This is a genomic window from Acinetobacter sp. 1566109, assembly GCF_000582255.1.
Classification (GTDB): Bacteria; Pseudomonadota; Gammaproteobacteria; order Pseudomonadales; family Moraxellaceae; genus Acinetobacter; species Acinetobacter nosocomialis.
Genome location: NZ_JEYB01000011.1, coordinates 57,861 through 74,481 on the forward strand (window position 1 = coordinate 57,861; position 16,621 = coordinate 74,481).

Genomic DNA, 16,621 nt, shown 5'->3' on the forward strand with positions numbered 1-16,621 from the left:
CCCTTTTTTATGGTGAATAAAATAATGGCAATAACTTCCGTGATCGAACAGATGCGTCAGCTTATTCAACTGATTGCAAAGCATAACCATGCCTACTATGTTATGGATCAGCCGACAATCTCGGACAGTGAATATGATCATTTATTTCATCAGTTAAAAGCTTTAGAAGAGCAATATCCGGAACTTGTACAAACCGATTCACCAACTACGAAAGTAGGTGGTCAAGCGCTTTCAAAATTTGAGAGTGTGACGCATGTGGTGCCAATGCTTTCACTTGGTAACGTATTTAACCAAGAAGATTTATTTGCATTTGCACGCCGTGTAGAAGAGCGACTACCAAACCAGAAAGTACAATATGAAGTTGAGTTAAAACTCGATGGTCTTGCGATTTCACTATGGTATGAAAATGGCGTACTGGTTCGTGGTGTAACTCGTGGGGATGGTGAAACTGGCGAAGATATTACTCAAAACGTTAAAACCATTCGTAACTTACCTAAAGTTCTGCATTCAGAAAAATATGAAATACCTCGTCTACTTGAAGTACGGGGCGAAGTACTCATGCCTAAGTCTGGTTTTGAAAAACTGAATGCCGATCAGGAAGCAAAAGGGGAAAAAACCTTCGCTAACCCTCGAAACGCAGCCGCAGGAAGTTTAAGACAACTTGATCCAAATATTGCTGCTGGCCGACCTTTGGCATTTTACGCGTATGGAATTGCACAATGTGAACCAAATCATGGTCTCACAACTATGCATGATAGCTTGCAATGGTTAACGGAACTTGGATTCCAAATTGCTGAGCGTCAGTACTTGTGTAATTCAATTCAAGAAGTACAGCAGCGTTATGAGCAAATTCAGCAAGAACGTCCAAGCCTCCAAGTTGAAATTGATGGCATGGTCGTAAAGGTCGATGACTTAAAACAACAACAGCAGCTTGGTTTCTTAAGCCGAGAACCACGCTGGGCAACCGCTTATAAATTCCCTGCACAAGCCGCTCTTACGACTGTTGAGCAAATTGACTGGCAAGTAGGGCGTACAGGGACTTTAACGCCTGTAGCACGCTTAAACCCTGTTTTTGTGGGTGGTGTGACTGTCTCTAACGTGACTTTGCATAATATTGGAGAAATTCACCGTCTAGATGTACGCGTTGGAGATACTGTAAGTGTTTACCGTACGGGTGACGTAATTCCTAAAGTAGAAAAAGTTTGGCCAGAGTTCCGTCCTGTTGAAGCAGAAGTTGTTCATTTACCAGAGTCTTGCCCAGTATGTGCATCTCCTGTAGTGATGCCTGAAGGTGAGGCTCTCGCACGTTGTTCAGGCGGTTTATATTGTGCTGCACAGCGTATTGAAGCCATTCGCCACTTCGTATCGCGTAAAGCGATGGATATCGAGGGCTTGGGAGATCGTTGGGTAGAATCTTTATTACGTCTCGATTTACTTAAAGATGTGGCTGATATTTACCATTTGCATGAACACAGAGAAACACTGTTGGGCATTGAAAAAATGGGAGAAAAGTCAGTACAGAACTTAATAGATGCGATCGAAGCAAGTAAGAAAACAACTCTAGCACGTTTTATTTATGCCTTAGGTATTCGTGGAGTAGGTGAAACAACGGCTAGAATGTTAGCAAATACCTTCCAAACGCTTGAGGCCCTTAAAGCTGCGAATGTAGAAGCTTTAAAGAAAACCCCGGATGTAGGGGATATTACAGCAGAGTGGATTGCTGACTTTTTCTTGGCACCGCATAACATTGAAGTGCTCGATCGTTTAATTGCCGCGGGTATTCATTGGGATGCGCCAACTGCACCAACACGCCAACCCTTAAATGGTGAAAGCTGGGTACTTACAGGCACATTAGAGCAAATAACCCGTGATCAGGCCACTCAAATGCTACAAGCATTAGGGGCGCGCGTAAGCGGTAGCGTATCAAGCAAAACGAAGTGTGTGGTTGCAGGTGAAAAGGCCGGTTCAAAATTAGAAAAAGCTGCGAAATTAGGTATTCCTGTCATGAATGAAACAGATTTCTTATCACTCATGGCGAGTTATGGGCAGACTTTGAGCTAAAAGACTTAGCGAAATAAGAACCATTGATTTTAGTTACAAATTTATAAATTGATGGTTTATGCCATATTTGAACGCTTGTCTGAGCTTATAAATCGGACAAGCGTTTCTTTTTGCAAAGGAAATTTAAATAACTTAAACTGCAAATGCGTATGTTTCTCATTTTAATTTGATAAAAATCATAAACTTAACTATTTTTTATTTTGCAATCATTTTTAAGTTTGCCCATAATAGACTCATACGATAGGAGATTTATTATGCGTGGCAATCCAGAAGTCATAGACTATTTAAATATGCTCATTGGCGGAGAGTTGGCTGCCCGTGATCAATATTTAATCCATTCTCGTATGTATGAAGATTGGGGTCTAAACAAGATTTATGAGCGTATTGACCATGAGATGCAAGAAGAAGCTTCTCATGCCGATGCAATCATTCGTCGTGTATTGTTTTTAGGTGCTAAACCAAATATGCACCGTGAAGATATCAATGTTGGTACAGACGTTGTATCTTGCTTAAAAGCTGATTTAGCACTTGAATATCATGTGCGTGAAAAATTAGCGACAGGTATTAAACTTTGTGAAGAAAAAGGCGACTACATTAGTCGTGACATGTTACGTCAACAATTATCAGATACTGAAGAAGACCATACTTATTGGCTTGAAAAACAGTTGCGTTTAATTGAACTGATTGGCCTGCAAAATTATATTCAGTCTCAAATTTAATGATGTGAAAAACCCAGCTTAAGCTGGGTTTTTTATTTGCTTATTTTAATTAAATGAAGTCACCGTTTAAATGTTAATTCTGCCAAATTGAATATATTCAAAGCCTTACTACATAAGGCTTTGGCAGTTACAAAAAAGTCAGAAAATTTGTATCAGACCCCATGTTTTTTTTGTGGAATTGGATATAATTTCGCCAACAAAAACCCTTGCCTGGAACTTAATAAGGCAGGGGTTTTTCTATGGGGAATCGGTTGGTATGGATCGCCAATGGTTTTATGGTGAGCTTCGCGTATATGTTATTTTCCAAACCTGCTGTTTTAGATACAGCTACTCTCTTAAGCACACAACGATTAGCAACTCGTCTTAGCTTTTTTAGCTTGGGCTTTGCGATATCTGCTTGGGCACCACTCATTCCTTATGCACAGCAACGTTTAAACCTAAATCATGCAAATTTTGGTTTATTGCTGCTTTGTATGGGAATCGGCTCAATGATTGCTATGCCTGCGACAGGGGCTTTAGTTAAGCGTTGGGGATGTCGTCCATTAATTGCTGTGGCGACCATACTCTTAATGGTATTACTACCAAGTTTAACGATCTGGCATAGTCTTGTATCGATGGCTGTGGCGTTATTTATTTTTGGTACAGCAGCAGGCAGCCTTGGCGTTGCTATTAATTTGCAGGCAGTTGTGGTGGAAAAACACAGCTTACGTGCGCTCATGTCTAGTTTCCATGGTATGTGCAGCCTTGGTGGTTTAATAGGCGCCATGCTCGTCACCACGCTACTAGCAATTGGCCTTTCACCACTCATGAGTACGCTATCTGTGGTCATGATTTTAATGGTCGTGAGCTTTGTTGCTATTCCATCTGCTTTAACAACATTTGAGCAAGATGAACAAGGTGCAGCTGAAATAACTGACGCACCTAAAAAAACTTCGCGCCCGAATGGTGCGATCCTGTTGATTGGAATGATGTGTTTTATTGCTTTCTTGTCAGAAGGTGCAGCAATGGACTGGGGGGGTATTTATTTGACCAGTAAATATCATCTTAACCCTGCTTTTGCTGGGCTGGCCTATACTTTCTTCGCGCTTAGTATGACAAGTGGTCGTTTTGCAGGGCATCTCTTGTTAAAACAATGGGGTGAGAAAACTATTGTGACTTATAGTGCAATTGTTGCTGCCCTTGCTATGGTTACTATTGTGATGGCACCTGTTTGGCAAGTTGTCGTATTGGGTTATGCACTTTTGGGTTTAGGCTGTTCTAATATTGTACCAGTCATGTTCTCTCGTGTTGGACGCCAAAATGATATGCCGAAGGCTGCGGCACTATCTTTAGTGTCAACGATTGCTTATACAGGTTCATTAAGTGGTCCCGCCTTAATTGGCTTGATTGGCCAGTGGACCAGTCTAACCACAGTGTTATCTGGGGTAGCGGTTTTATTAACTATGATTGCCATACTCAATCGCCTTACTCTTGTAAAGGCAAAATAACTTAAGTCAATTTACCAACCGATAGAACATCGAGAAAAACTTCTCGATGTTCTATGAGCTTAAATCATTACAAAAAATGATAAGTGGGTTGATACTTGTCTTGTAATGACAACTTAGTCTTCGTAAAGGTTGGAGCATTTTCAAGATCTTTCAAGAAATTATTTCTCCAATCGCTAAGGTCAGTGGCTGCCAGACCTTCTATTAACTGTTCATAACGATTAATACGTTCAGCTTTAGGCATCTCTAGAGCGGTTTTTAGAGTATCCATCATCGCTGCCCGATCTAATGGGTCAACAATTAAGGCCTGAGTCATTTGCTCAGCAGCACCGGCATATTTAGATAAGATCAGCACACCTGGGTTCTCTGGATCTTGAGCCGCAATATATTCTTTTGCGACCAAGTTCATACCATCCCGTAATGAGCTAATCCAGCAAATATCAGAGCGACGATAAATATGCATGAGACTGTCATGTTGAACAGTGTCGTAGCAACAATCAATTGGACGCCAGTCTTCGTGAGCAAACTCTTCATTAATCAGTTCTAACTTAGTTTTAAAACGTTGGTATAGGCGTTGATAAGCCGGAATATCTGTACGTGAAGGTGTTGCAACTTGAAGGTGGCGTACCAGTCCATGATATTCAGGGTTAGTTTCCAAGAAGGTCGCAAATGCATTGAAGCGTTCAAGCAGACCTTTTGAATAATCAATCCGGTCAACGCCAATAATGGTTTTTTGACGTGGTATATCTTCAAAGTTAAATACATAGGGAGTATGAAATGCATGTTGTGCTTGGCGCTGAATAAGTTCTGGTTGCACGCCAATAGGGTAGGACTTTATGAGTACTTGACGTTTTTTATAGCTGATTCGGTCACTTAGTATTTTTTGAGCTTCAAGTAAGCCCATACACGTTTGCATACAGGTGTTTTGATCGGCTTGGGTTTGTAGGCCAACTACATCATATTGGCAAAGGTCTTGTACCAACTGCAGTGCAACTGGAATTTTGCGCCAAATGTTTAAGCTTGCGAAAGGAATATGCAAAAAGAAACCGATTTTATTTTGCATACCTAATTCACGACAATGACGAGCTACACTAAAAAAGTGATAGTCATGTACCCAAATCAGATCATCAGGCTGAGCAATCTCTTTTAATTTTTCAGCAAATAAACGGTTAACCCTTTGGTAAGTATTATATTCTTCAGCATCATATTCGATCAGTTCATCTCGATCATGCATGGCAGGCCATAAAACTTTGTTAGCAAAACCGCAGTAGTACTGTGCATATTGCTGATGTGTAAGAGGGCAGGTAATGTAGTCAATTCCATGAGAATATGCCTGATCGAATTCAGGCGCTTCAGTATCGGTAATTTGCTGACCGTTCCAGCCTAACCAAATGCCGTTACTGTCATTTAATGCGTCTTGTACAGCTACTGCAAGGCCACCTGCTGAGGCCTTACCTGATGGCATACTTATTCGATTCGATAACACGATTAATTTAGACATATTTGTTCTCCATTCTGATCTTGACTATTTTTGACGTATAACTTTTTTATTTTTTCTAGAAAGAAAAAAAGAAAATTAGAAACGCTGTTAATATCTTTTAATCTATATTGAGCTTCTGTTTCACCAGAACCTACTTTAATTGAAGTGCCAAATTGTTGATTAATAAAAGTGAAACCCGATTCATCCGTTAAATCATCTCCAATAAATATTGGGTGAATTAATGGTAAATTAAGATGGTCTAATATTGTTTGAATTGCTTTACCTTTATCTGCCTGTTTAGGTAATAACTCAATGACAAATTTACCTCTATTTAATTTTAATTGAGGATAGAAATATTTAATTTGTTGCATAATATAAATTGCATTATCTTCTAATTCTGGTTTTTTTCGATAATGTAAAGCAATAGAATATCCTTTATCCTCAATTAATAAATCGGGATATTTTTCACAAGATTTTATAATATCTTCTTTTAGTTTTTTGAAATTAATATTGCTTAAATCTGGACGAATATAATTGTCGGAATCAAAATAAATATCTAAGCCATGTAAGCCAGCTATAGGAATTTCAATAGACTGAAATAGCTTATTAGCTGTTTCAACATCACGTCCTGTTACAGCAATCACTGGTATATTTAATTCAATAATTTTTTTTATAACTTCTAATGTAGTATTAGGTATAAAACTATGCTCAGGATGAATTTGAAATGGAGCTAATGTTCCATCAATATCCAGAAATAAACAATAATTTTTATCTATAGGTAAGGTATTTATAATATCGTTGGGTGTAACAAAATATGTATCTTTTTCTCTCCCGTCAGATATTTCACTTTGAGTATTCATATTAATCCGCCCATTATTTTGATCATTAATTAATCTTCTAACATTAAAATGAATTGATGAGTCATTTTTTTTAATAAAAAAACATAACTATTAACATTAATTACATTGCACAATGGATTTATGGGGGAAGTGTGGATTATGTTGTTTTTTGATTTGCTTCAATGTTTAGATAATTAAATTTTTGTATATTTCATATAAATATTTTAGCTCTTGTATATCAATATATTTCAGAATATTTATCTACTATAAATGACTGATTTTACTTTTTGAAATTCAAGCGTTCTGTTGATTTTAAAAGATATTTAGAATTGAACTTCATATATAATCTTCCTAAAGTTGACTGTGGATAGGCACATGAAGTTACAAAATAAAATTTTATTGATTACAGGGTGGGGAGTAGGTATAGAACCTCTGCAATCATTAAAATTAGGTTTAAATAAATTTGGCTATGACACACAACTGATTAATATTTTTAATCTTTTAGATAGTAGCTTTCAAGCACAGCTTGATTTAGTGGCTGAAGTTGATGTGGTAATAGGCTGGTCCTTAGGCGGGCAGTTAGCAACTCAATTGGTTGATATTTTTTACAAGCAAACAGGGCAAACAAAAATATTAATTACACTCGCTTCAAACCCTTGTTTTGTTGCTCATGATAATTGGCAAACCGCAATGCCTGCTGATGTATTTAGTCAATTTAAAGGTTCTTTTTTACAGAACCCGCAAGCCACTTTAAAGCGTTTTTATTATTTGATTACACTTGGCTCATCTCAAGCGAAACAAGATTGGATGAGCGTACAAAACATCGCAAATCCACCCGCAAAGGAAATACTGGTAGACGGTTTAAAAATGTTAGAACAGTTAAACTTGGTAGATAACTTGAAAAACTATTCAGGTCTACAGCTTCACCTGTTTGCTGAGCAAGACAATGTCATTCCTTGCAAAATTATCGAGAATTTTAAGGACTTCGCTACAGAAAACATGACTTATAAGTTGCTAAAAGACGCTACACATGCTTTTCCCTACTTAAAGGTGGAAAGAACAATTGAAGAAATCTGCCAATTTTTAACAATTCATCAGCAAAGTTCATAAGCTTTGGTTGATCTCGCAATTTTCTTTCATTCTTAACAGGTTTAACATGTGCTAAATGAAAGATTTGATTGCTGTAAAAGGGTATAGAGGATGACCGATAATTTTGATTTGGAACATATTTGGCATCCATATACTTCAATGACCCAACCGTTACCCACATTTAAAGTTAAGCGTGCTTATGGTGCGACGATTGAACTCGATGATGGTAGAACTTTAATTGATGGTATGTCTTCTTGGTGGTGTGCAATTCATGGCTATAACCACCCTGAACTTAATCAAGCAGTGACCGATCAATTACAGAACATGTCACATATCATGTTTGGTGGTTTGACTCACGATCCTGCTATTGAGCTTGGTAAAATTCTTTTAAAAATTACCCCACCAAGTCTCGATAAAATTTTCTATGCAGATTCAGGTTCGGTCGCTGTTGAGGTTGCTTTAAAAATGGCTGTGCAATTCTGGACAGCACAGGGAAAACCACAAAAAACAAACTTTATTACCACACGGTCCGGTTACCACGGCGATACATGGAATGCGATGTCTGTGTGTGATCCTGTGACAGGTATGCATCAGATTTTTGGTACCAGCTTACCGAATCGTCTTTTTGTAGCAGCACCACAAACTAAATTTAATGAAGAATGGAACCAAGAAGATATTGCCGAGCTAGAACAAGCTATTCAGCAAAATCATGAAAACCTTGCTGCACTCATTATTGAGCCGATTGTTCAAGGTGCAGGGGGCATGCGCTTTTATCATCCTGAATATTTACGTCAGGCTAAAGCGCTTTGTGAAAAATATCATCTGTTGTTAATTTTCGATGAAATTGCTACCGGTTTTGGTCGTACAGGTAAGCTTTTTGCTTGGGAACATGCTCAAGTCGAGCCAGATATTATGTGTCTAGGTAAAGGGCTAACGGGCGGTTATATGACTTTGTCTGCAACTTTAACGACAAAGCATGTTGCTGAAACCATTAGTCGCGGTGAGGCTGGGATATTTATGCACGGCCCAACTTTTATGGCCAATCCACTCGCTTGTGCCGTTGCTTTAAAAAGTACGCAATTATTAATTGAGCAAGATTGGCAGGCCAATATTAAGCGAATTGAGCAACAGCTTAGCCAATATCTAGCACCTTTAAGCCAGCTTGATTATGTTGCTGATGTAAGAGTGCTCGGTGCAATTGGTGTGGTAGAACTCACCTTTAATGTCGATATGAAAACTTTACAGCAACAATTTGTAGAGCGTGGAATCTGGATTCGTCCTTTTGGCAAACTGGTTTATGTGATGCCACCTTATGTTATTACTCAACAAGAGTTAAGTGACTTGCTTGAACAGTTGGTTGAAGTAGTTAAAACGATGCAGGGGGCACATTAAAATGTCATTGCTTGATCATTTTGCTACCGAGTTAGATGAGTTAAAACAACAAGGTAATTTCAGACAATTTACCCAAAATGTGCAGCATGGTCGTTTTATTACAATTAAAAATAAAACAATGCTCAACTTAGCTTCAAATGACTATCTTGGACTGGCGGCTGATCTTAATCTTCGCCAAGAGTTTTTAGATAGCTTACCATTAGAACGCAGCTATTTTAGTTCTTCATCGGCCCGTTTATTGACGGGTAATTTTGATGAATATGAACAGTTGGAAAATAGCCTAAGCCAAGCATTTGGTGGAAGGGCAGCTCTATTATTCAATAGTGGCTACCATATGAATATTGGTATTTTGCCCGCTGTTGCTGATAGTAAAACTTTAATTTTGGCAGATAAGTTAGTTCATGCCAGTATGATTGATGGGATCCGTTTGTCTGGTGCCCAGTATGTGCGGTATCGACATAATGATTTAGAGCACTTAGAACAGCTTCTACAAAAGTATCATGATGATGACAAGATTGAACGAATCATTGTGGTCACAGAAAGTATTTTTAGTATGGATGGTGATGAAACGGATTTAGCTGCATTAGTCCAGCTTAAAAAACGTTTTGCTAAAACCATGCTTTATGTCGATGAGGCACACTCAATTGGTGTACGTGGTCAGCAAGGTTTGGGGTGTGCTGAACAATATAATGTCATTCAGGAAATTGATTTTTTGGTAGGTACCTTTGGTAAAGCATTAGCAGCAGTCGGTGGTTACATTATTTGCGATCCAATTATTAAAGATTATCTCATTAATAAAATGCGCCCGCTTATTTTTAGTACCGCTCAACCTCCGATTGTTATGGCTTGGGCAAATTTTATTTTTCAAAAAGTATTAGTGGCTCAACCTCAGCGTGAACACTTAAAAAATATTAGCCAATATCTTCAACAAGCAGTGGTACAAAAGGGTTATCTGAGTCCATCGACCAGCCATATTATTCCCGTGATTGTGGGAGAAAGTCAGGCTGCTATCGATAAGGCGAAACAGGTTCAGGAAAGCGGCTTTTATGCCATGCCTGTACGCCCACCAACAGTACCTAAAAATAGTTCGCGTTTACGTATTTCTTTAACGTCAATGGTCGAGCAACACGAGCTTGAAGCACTGGTGAGTTTTCTGTGAGTCTGAATAAAAATTTAGTTGCCGAGCGTTTTGCTAAAGCAGGTCAAAGCTATTTAGAGCACGCAGTTGTTCAAAAACAAATTTGTCAAAATTTAACAAGCTTACTCAAGCAGTTTTGCCCAAGCAAGATACGACGTGTTTTTGAAATTGGTTGTGGTTCTGGTAATTTAACTCGTCTGCTTGTTGAAGCTTTTCAAATTGAAGATTTAATTTTGAATGATCTGTACTCAGAGGTGCAGGAGCACTTCAATCATGAAGAGCATTTAAAATGGTTAATTGGAGATGTTGAAACCTTAGAACTCCCTCAGCAGCTCGATATGATTGTTTCAGGTTCTGCCTTGCAATGGATGCAGGATTTGCCCCTTTTGCTTAAGCGTTGTAATGATGTTTTAACTGACAGTGGTTGGCTATGCTTTTCAACATTTGGCCCTAAGAACCTAATTGAAATTAAAGAGCTAACCGGACAAGGTTTAAATTATTGGAATCTTGAAAGTTGGAACAGCGCCTTAACTCAGGCTGGTTTTGAAGTTCTGTATCTATCTGAGTCAGAAACTCAGCTCTATTTCGATTTACCTAAAGCTGTATTACAACATTTAAAAGCGACTGGTGTAACAGCGACAGCGCAGCACCGTTGGACCAAGCAAACTTTACAGCAGTTTTATCAAGATTATGATCGGTATAAGCACGCTGAGGGATATGCCCTAACATATCACCCAATTTATTGTATTGCCCGGAGAATGAAGTAAATGAGTGGTCAGATCTATTTTGTCAGTGGGATTGATACCGAAATTGGTAAAACCTACGCGACAGGTTTTTTAGCAAAATTATGGACTGAGGAGGGTAAAAAAGTAATTACCCAAAAACTCATTCAAACAGGTAATGTTGATATTTCTGAAGATATTGAAAAGCATCGTGAAATTATGGGGCAAGGTTGGTTTCAAGAAGATCACGATAAGCTGACTATGCCCGAAATCTTTAGTTATCCTGCTTCACCTCATTTAGCAACGCGTCTTGATAATCGAGAAATCGATTTTCAAAAAATTGAAAATGCGACTCAAACATTAGCTGAGCGTTTTGAAATTGTATTATTAGAAGGGGCGGGTGGCTTAATGGTGCCCTTAGCCACCAGTTTACTCACCATTGATTATGTTGCTCAGCATCAGTTTCCTGTTATTTTAGTGACATCTGGTCGTCTAGGAAGTATTAATCATACTTTGCTTAGTCTCGAGGCACTTAAGTCACGCGGTCTGAAATTAAAAGCTTTGGTTTATAACTTAAAAGATGAATCAAAAGATCCATTAATTTCGCAGGATACATCAAATTATTTAAAGAACTATTTAGCCATTCATTTTCCAGAAGCTGAGTGGATTGAACTAGCAAAAATGAATTAATTGAAATTAAATAATAAAAAACCGCTCAATTTAGAGCGGTTTTTTTGATTTAAAAGTTTTACTTAGAACTTTTTAAATCCACGGTTAAAACCAGTCGATTTACGCTGATTACCTGTGTTAGCTGGTGCTTCTTTTTCATCATCACGACGTTGTTGACGTAAATAACCACCACGACGTGCTGCCATTGGTTTTTCTGTCATACGATCAGTACGACGTTTTGCCATACCAAATAAACCTGTACCTTGACGTGGTTTCAACTCAACAGATTTAGCTAAGTTGTCGATATCAGTTTTATCGAGTTCCATCCAACGACCAGTACGTAATTCGCGTGGTAAAATAACAGTACCGTAGCGAGTACGTAATAAGCGGCTTACTTTAAGACCTTGCGATTCGAAAATACGGCGAACCTCACGGTTACGGCCTTCTTTCACTACAACTTGATACCAGCGGTTAATACCTTCACCACCAATTTCAGAGAAAGATTCGAACTTGGCTGTGCCATCTTCAAGCTCTACACCATTGACCATGTTTTGGCGTAATTGTGGTGTTACTTCACCCATTACACGTACAGCGTATTCACGTTCAATTTCATTAGATGGATGCATTAAGCGGTTAGCAAGCTCACCATCGTTTGTAAATAGTAATAAACCTGTACTGTTAATATCCAGACGACCTACCATTACCCAACGGTCATTTGCAATTTGTGGCAAATGATCAAATACAGTTGGCCGTTTTTCTGGGTCATTACGTGAACAGATCTCACCCTCTGGTTTATAATAAATCAGTACACGACGACGAATTTCATCTTCGATCTGGAACTGAACTTTACGGCCATCAATGCGTAATTCATCGCCTGGTTCAATGCGCTCACCCACTTGGGCAACGCGGCCGTTTACACTCACGCGTCCTGCGGCAATAACCTCTTCCATATATCGGCGAGAACCTAATCCGATTCGCGCTAATACTTTTTGCAATTTTTCACTCATGACAGCACAACCTTAGACATAATGATCAACAGTCCACCTCTTTATGATTTCGGTGCATTCGCATCGAGAGCCATAAATGCTTCCTTGGCGTTCTGTAGGGGAGGCAATTGGCCTAAAGAGGCTAGACCAAAAGCATTCAGAAATTGAGGCGTTGTAATTAGCAACGCAGGTCTTCCGGGTAAATCTCTAAAACCGGCTTCTTTAATCCAGTTCCAGTCAAATAGTGTTCTGAGAATCTGACTATTATTAGATACACCACGAATTTGTTCAATATCAGCACGCGTGACTGGTTGATGATACGCAATGACAGCCAAGGTTTCTAGTAAAGATGGCGACAGTTTTGTTGGTCGCTCTGGCCAAATTTGCGCAATAATATTGCGATATTTGGATCTTACCTGAAAACGGAAGCCTTGCGCGGTTTCAATCAACTCAATAGAGCGGCCATGTTGTAAGAGGGCAAGTTGTTGTAAAAGCTGACGAAGCTGTTGTTTATTATATTGATTATTAAAAGCTTCTTTTAAACGAGCAATCGAAACAGGTGCTTCACTGGCAAAAATAATCGCTTCAAGTTGCAATAAAACTTCGTGATGAATGTCAGCTAATGACAAATCATTATTATTTTGTTCAAAACTCATGCCGCAGACCCTTGAATAGCCAATGGAGCTTCAACACCTGTAGCAATAATTTTAATCTTTTGTTGTCGGGTCAATTCTAAAACAGCCATAAAAGTTACAACCATTCCCATACGGCCTTGTTGGGGATTAAGTAATTCTTTAAAACTTAACACGTCGCCTGACTCTAATTTCTCTTCAATATAAGCAATACGTTCTTCTAACAGTACAGGCTCTTGCGCAATTGTGTGTGTTACGGGTTCAGGACGATTAAATACGCAAAATAAAGCATCATGTAATGCTGAAACATCATAACCTTCGTAAACAGGTGCAATATGACCTAAGCTTACATTGGCACTAAATGTATCACGGTCAAGAACTGGCATTTGACCTAAACGTTCAGCCGCTTGTTTAATGCGTAAATAAGTTTCAAGTCGATCAATAAGATCCTGTTTTGGATCTTTTTCGATACTCACTACTGTAGGTTTAGGTAAGAGTAAGCGAGACTTTAAATCAGCCAATAGAGCAGCCATCACCATATAGTCGGCAGTCAACTCAATATTTAAGGATTTCATGCTATCCATATAAGCTAAATATTGAGTTGCAATAGGTGCAATATCGAGCTGAATTAAATCAAAACCGTTTTTCTGAATCAGATAAATTAAAAAGTCGAGTGGTCCTTCAAACTGTTCGAGTAAAATCTCAAAAGCAGCCGGAGGAATATAAAGATCTTCAGGAATCGTGTCGTGCCACTCATCTAAAACACGGATGTGTGGAACGTCTTCCATGGATTGATGAAGTGATTGGTTCATTACGATTATAAGCCACGCGAATTTTCAAAAGCATGAGACTTGTTTTCAAGTCAATAAGAGCTGTAGCAGAAGAACAGCAGATAGTGAAAAACATTCTAAAGGAATTGTGGCTTTTAATAAATTGCTTAACGACTAAAGTGTAAAAAAAATCCAAACTAAATAAAGAGTATTTTTTTTCTTGATAATACTTTTTTTTTAACTATTGGTAAAAAGGAGAATAAGTGCTTATTCGAAAGCACTTACATCTCCAGCACCGTGACGTATAATTTCCGGATGTTCACCCGATAAATCAACAATACTAGTTGTTGTTAAAGTACCAAAACCACCATCGATAAAGACATCAATACGTTTAGACAACTGACTTTCAATATCGTAAGGATCATCAAGTGGGTCTTCTTGTCCGGGTAAAATTAATGTACTTGTAAGTAAAGGCTCACCAAGTTCTTTTAATAAAGCCTGACAAATCGGGTTACTTGGAATGCGTAAACCAATCGTTTTCTTTTTAGGATGCATTAACCTGCGTGGAACTTCACTTGTTGCAGGTAAAATGAAAGTCGTAATGGCAGGTGTATTTGCTTTTAATAACCGATACGTCGCATTATCAACTTTTGCATAAGTTGCGATATCTGATAAATCACAACACATAATTGCGTATTGATGCTTAGGGCCTAAATCACGAATCTGGGCAATACGTTCCATCGCATTCTTATTACCAATCTGACATCCGATTGCATAGGCAGCATCGGTCGGGTAGACCACAACATCGCCTGCACGAATACGCTCAACCGCTTGATCAATGAGGCGTTGCTGTGGATTTTCAGGATGTACATGTAAATGCAGCATATTTTAGAGACTCCATCACGCCATTATTAAAAATAGTATTAGACATTTCAAACTTCGGAAGCAAGTAACTTACGTAGTTTTTTTGTCATTTAATCAAGGAGTTCACGTTTAAATTCATTTAATTGTAATGCTGCACCTGCTCGCGTACATTGGCAAATACATTCAATGAATCTTGCTGCATCGGCAGGTAGTTTAGCTTCACCAGAAAAGTAACGTTGAACTTGGATATAAACATTATCTTTAAACTTTTTGCCATCTCCGCCATCACCTGTCAGGTTATCTAGAGATACTCTAAATTTTCTGCCAAAAGATTGGGCAAATAACCATTCAATGGCTTGAGGTTTAATTTCTACTTGTTCAAATAAATCCTGCTGTTCTTTAGTTCGGCCATCTGGCGCATACCAATAACCTAAATCGGGCAACAGACGTCGTTTTGCACCTGCAATTGTCCAATGGCTAATTTCATGCAAAGCGCTATTGAAAAAACCATGAGCAAATTGGATTTTAGCTGGCTCATGTTCATTTGCTGGGAAATATTCTGGTTCAAATTCTCCTCGAACTAATGTCACATTATGGTGGGAAAACCAGTGATTAAAGTGTAAAATAAGCCAATCAACTTGCTCAGACTCTAATTTTGAGCTTGGCCATGGTGAGAGTTGCACCATGTCAGGTAAAAGAGTGTTTTGGTGAGTTGAATGGGTGCAAACGAGTAATGAAGTGTTAACTTCAGGTTGCGGCTGCAACAGGTGCATTGCTTAATTTACCCCGAGTTCTGTCTAAAGAAGTACAAAATTGTATCTTAATCTTTGACAGAGTACCGATGAATTTGTAGAATTGCCGCCTTAATTATGTCAGCAAATACCTTTCCGGCACAGATTGAGCCGTTTAAATGGGCTGAACAAGGCTTTACATGGTCAGGTCAACTGCCATTGTCTCGTCTTGCTCGTATTGCTCGTGAAGCTGTTGGGTCAATTGATAATCAATTGATCAACATAGACTGTAAGCTATCAATGGATGCCTATCATCGCATTGTGTGGTTAGATGGTCACATGGAAACAAAAGTTCCAATGGAGTGCCAACGTTGTTTGGAACCTGTTGAAATGCCAATTGTTTCCGACTTTCATATTGCACTTGTAGATGATGAGTCACTGATAGAGCGCTTGGATGAGGATGCTGATTTCATCGTTTTAGGTGAAAGTGAGTCTTCGACAAAAGGTGATTTTGATACACCTGCCTCGATCAACTTACTCGCATTACTAGAAGATGAACTGTTATTGTTGATGCCTTTATCTCCCAAGCATGATGCTTGTGAACATAAACATCAACCTACCATTCAGAACGTTGTCGAAGAGAAACGGGATAATCCGTTTGATGTTTTGGCAGGTTTGAAGGGTAAACTTAACTCATAATTTGTGTTATGATTATGGGATAAGACAACTGAATTTGTTCTGATCCATTTTTTCGATCTTTGTAAGGAGCCATCATGGCCGTTCAGCAAAACCGTAAAAGTCGCTCTCGCCGTGACATGCGCCGTTCACATGACGCTTTAACCGAGAATGCATTAACAGTAGACCAAGCAACTGGTGAAACTCATCGTCGTCACCACGTGACTAAAGACGGTTTCTACCGTGGTCGCCAATTATTCGCTAAAGCAGCTGATGCTGAATAATTGCATGATATGCATTAAGCGTGATGCTTAAGTATAGAAAAAATGGGAGCGAAAGCTCCCTTTTTTTGTTGTTTTTCGCAATTATA

At 38.7% G+C, this 16,621-nt stretch carries 17 protein-coding genes; 10 read left to right on the top strand and 7 right to left on the bottom strand.

Annotation, left to right across the window (positions count from 1 at the left end; translation table 11 throughout):
- Positions 1 to 24 precede the first annotated feature (24 nt).
- The 3 genes from ligA to J582_RS11075 all read left to right on the top strand — a co-directional run bounded on the left by ligA (position 25) and on the right by J582_RS11075 (position 4,267).
- The gene (gene ligA, locus J582_RS11065) at positions 25 to 2,061 is read left to right on the top strand and encodes an NAD-dependent DNA ligase LigA (protein WP_032047870.1); all 2,037 of its coding nucleotides are present in this window, start codon (positions 25 to 27) and stop codon (positions 2,059 to 2,061) included.
- A 254-nt stretch (positions 2,062 to 2,315) separates the two neighbouring features.
- Complete coding sequence (gene ftn, locus J582_RS11070; protein ID WP_001214863.1) at positions 2,316 to 2,780, top strand: heteropolymeric bacterioferritin subunit Ftn; 465 nt, start codon at positions 2,316 to 2,318, stop codon at positions 2,778 to 2,780.
- A 293-nt stretch (positions 2,781 to 3,073) separates the two neighbouring features.
- On the top strand, positions 3,074 to 4,267 hold the full coding sequence (locus J582_RS11075; RefSeq protein ID WP_080746732.1) for an MFS transporter: 1,194 nt from the start codon (positions 3,074 to 3,076) through the stop codon (positions 4,265 to 4,267).
- Between the two features lie 67 nt (positions 4,268 to 4,334).
- Here the strand turns inward: J582_RS11075 and J582_RS11080 are convergent, their stop codons facing one another.
- Both J582_RS11080 and otsB read right to left on the bottom strand, forming a co-directional pair.
- Positions 4,335 to 5,765, bottom strand: coding sequence for an alpha,alpha-trehalose-phosphate synthase (UDP-forming) (locus J582_RS11080; RefSeq protein WP_032047872.1), 1,431 nt, complete (start codon positions 5,763 to 5,765; stop codon positions 4,335 to 4,337).
- On the bottom strand, positions 5,753 to 6,604 hold the full coding sequence (otsB, locus tag J582_RS11085; RefSeq protein ID WP_032047873.1) for a trehalose-phosphatase: 852 nt from the start codon (positions 6,602 to 6,604) through the stop codon (positions 5,753 to 5,755). The genes J582_RS11080 and otsB overlap by 13 nt, the downstream gene beginning before the upstream one ends.
- A gap of 354 nt (positions 6,605 to 6,958) precedes the next feature.
- Between otsB and J582_RS11090 the strand changes: the two genes are divergently transcribed.
- The 5 genes from J582_RS11090 (at position 6,959) to bioD (ending at position 11,614) form a co-directional block, all read left to right on the top strand.
- A complete protein-coding gene (locus J582_RS11090; RefSeq protein ID WP_032047874.1) occupies positions 6,959 to 7,693 on the top strand; it encodes a hydrolase in 735 nt (244 codons plus the stop codon).
- 90 nt (positions 7,694 to 7,783) lie between these two features.
- Positions 7,784 to 9,064, top strand: a complete 1,281-nt coding sequence (bioA, locus tag J582_RS11095) for an adenosylmethionine--8-amino-7-oxononanoate transaminase (RefSeq protein WP_032047875.1) — start codon at positions 7,784 to 7,786, stop codon at positions 9,062 to 9,064.
- A gap of 1 nt (position 9,065) precedes the next feature.
- Complete coding sequence (locus tag J582_RS11100) at positions 9,066 to 10,223, top strand: 8-amino-7-oxononanoate synthase (RefSeq protein WP_032047876.1); 1,158 nt, start codon at positions 9,066 to 9,068, stop codon at positions 10,221 to 10,223.
- Complete coding sequence (bioC, locus tag J582_RS11105; protein WP_032047877.1) at positions 10,220 to 10,969, top strand: malonyl-ACP O-methyltransferase BioC; 750 nt, start codon at positions 10,220 to 10,222, stop codon at positions 10,967 to 10,969. The genes J582_RS11100 and bioC overlap by 4 nt, the downstream gene beginning before the upstream one ends.
- Entirely contained in the window at positions 10,970 to 11,614 is a 645-nt protein-coding gene (bioD, locus tag J582_RS11110) for a dethiobiotin synthase (protein WP_032047879.1), read from the top strand.
- Between the two features lie 62 nt (positions 11,615 to 11,676).
- Here bioD and rluB read toward each other — a convergent pair whose 3' ends face one another.
- The 5 genes from rluB to J582_RS11135 all read right to left on the bottom strand — a co-directional run bounded on the left by rluB (position 11,677) and on the right by J582_RS11135 (position 15,618).
- Positions 11,677 to 12,600 (bottom strand): 23S rRNA pseudouridine(2605) synthase RluB, encoded by a 924-nt coding sequence (rluB, locus tag J582_RS11115; protein ID WP_032047880.1) that lies wholly within the window; start codon positions 12,598 to 12,600, stop codon positions 11,677 to 11,679.
- Between the two features lie 41 nt (positions 12,601 to 12,641).
- Positions 12,642 to 13,235, bottom strand: a complete 594-nt coding sequence (scpB, locus tag J582_RS11120) for an SMC-Scp complex subunit ScpB (protein ID WP_002050325.1) — start codon at positions 13,233 to 13,235, stop codon at positions 12,642 to 12,644.
- Positions 13,232 to 14,023 carry a segregation and condensation protein A gene (locus J582_RS11125; RefSeq protein WP_016805462.1) on the bottom strand — a complete coding sequence of 264 codons (792 nt, stop codon included), beginning with the start codon at positions 14,021 to 14,023 and terminating at the stop codon, positions 13,232 to 13,234. The genes scpB and J582_RS11125 overlap by 4 nt, the downstream gene beginning before the upstream one ends.
- A gap of 225 nt (positions 14,024 to 14,248) precedes the next feature.
- On the bottom strand, positions 14,249 to 14,866 hold the full coding sequence (locus J582_RS11130; protein WP_002050309.1) for an L-threonylcarbamoyladenylate synthase: 618 nt from the start codon (positions 14,864 to 14,866) through the stop codon (positions 14,249 to 14,251).
- A gap of 89 nt (positions 14,867 to 14,955) precedes the next feature.
- Positions 14,956 to 15,618: an elongation factor P hydroxylase gene (locus J582_RS11135; protein ID WP_032047881.1), complete on the bottom strand. Its 663-nt coding sequence runs from the start codon at positions 15,616 to 15,618 to the stop codon at positions 14,956 to 14,958.
- 96 nt (positions 15,619 to 15,714) lie between these two features.
- On the opposite strand from J582_RS11135, the gene J582_RS11140 reads away from it, so the two are divergent.
- The gene (locus J582_RS11140) at positions 15,715 to 16,275 is read left to right on the top strand and encodes a YceD family protein (RefSeq protein ID WP_002050389.1); all 561 of its coding nucleotides are present in this window, start codon (positions 15,715 to 15,717) and stop codon (positions 16,273 to 16,275) included.
- A gap of 74 nt (positions 16,276 to 16,349) precedes the next feature.
- A complete protein-coding gene (rpmF, locus tag J582_RS11145) occupies positions 16,350 to 16,535 on the top strand; it encodes a 50S ribosomal protein L32 (protein WP_000290730.1) in 186 nt (61 codons plus the stop codon).
- The last annotated feature ends 86 nt before the right edge of the window (positions 16,536 to 16,621 follow it).

What these genes read in the sequence shown, in the direction of transcription:
- J582_RS11080 (WP_032047872.1), bottom strand. Translation starts at nt 5,765, where the DNA reads ATGTCTAAATTAATCGTGTTATCGAATCGAATAAGTATGCCATCAGGT.
- otsB (WP_032047873.1), bottom strand. Translation starts at nt 6,604, where the DNA reads ATGAATACTCAAAGTGAAATATCTGACGGGAGAGAAAAAGATACATAT.
- J582_RS11090 (WP_032047874.1), top strand. Translation starts at nt 6,959, where the DNA reads ATGAAGTTACAAAATAAAATTTTATTGATTACAGGGTGGGGAGTAGGT.
- rpmF (WP_000290730.1), top strand. Translation starts at nt 16,350, where the DNA reads ATGGCCGTTCAGCAAAACCGTAAAAGTCGCTCTCGCCGTGACATGCGC.
- ligA (WP_032047870.1), top strand. Translation starts at nt 25, where the DNA reads ATGGCAATAACTTCCGTGATCGAACAGATGCGTCAGCTTATTCAACTG.
- J582_RS11075 (WP_080746732.1), top strand. Translation starts at nt 3,074, where the DNA reads ATGTTATTTTCCAAACCTGCTGTTTTAGATACAGCTACTCTCTTAAGC.
- J582_RS11100 (WP_032047876.1), top strand. Translation starts at nt 9,066, where the DNA reads ATGTCATTGCTTGATCATTTTGCTACCGAGTTAGATGAGTTAAAACAA.
- J582_RS11140 (WP_002050389.1), top strand. Translation starts at nt 15,715, where the DNA reads ATGTCAGCAAATACCTTTCCGGCACAGATTGAGCCGTTTAAATGGGCT.
- bioA (WP_032047875.1), top strand. Translation starts at nt 7,784, where the DNA reads ATGACCGATAATTTTGATTTGGAACATATTTGGCATCCATATACTTCA.
- J582_RS11130 (WP_002050309.1), bottom strand. Translation starts at nt 14,866, where the DNA reads ATGCTGCATTTACATGTACATCCTGAAAATCCACAGCAACGCCTCATT.
- ftn (WP_001214863.1), top strand. Translation starts at nt 2,316, where the DNA reads ATGCGTGGCAATCCAGAAGTCATAGACTATTTAAATATGCTCATTGGC.
- scpB (WP_002050325.1), bottom strand. Translation starts at nt 13,235, where the DNA reads ATGAGTTTTGAACAAAATAATAATGATTTGTCATTAGCTGACATTCAT.
- J582_RS11135 (WP_032047881.1), bottom strand. Translation starts at nt 15,618, where the DNA reads ATGCACCTGTTGCAGCCGCAACCTGAAGTTAACACTTCATTACTCGTT.
- rluB (WP_032047880.1), bottom strand. Translation starts at nt 12,600, where the DNA reads ATGAGTGAAAAATTGCAAAAAGTATTAGCGCGAATCGGATTAGGTTCT.
- bioD (WP_032047879.1), top strand. Translation starts at nt 10,970, where the DNA reads ATGAGTGGTCAGATCTATTTTGTCAGTGGGATTGATACCGAAATTGGT.
- J582_RS11125 (WP_016805462.1), bottom strand. Translation starts at nt 14,023, where the DNA reads ATGAACCAATCACTTCATCAATCCATGGAAGACGTTCCACACATCCGT.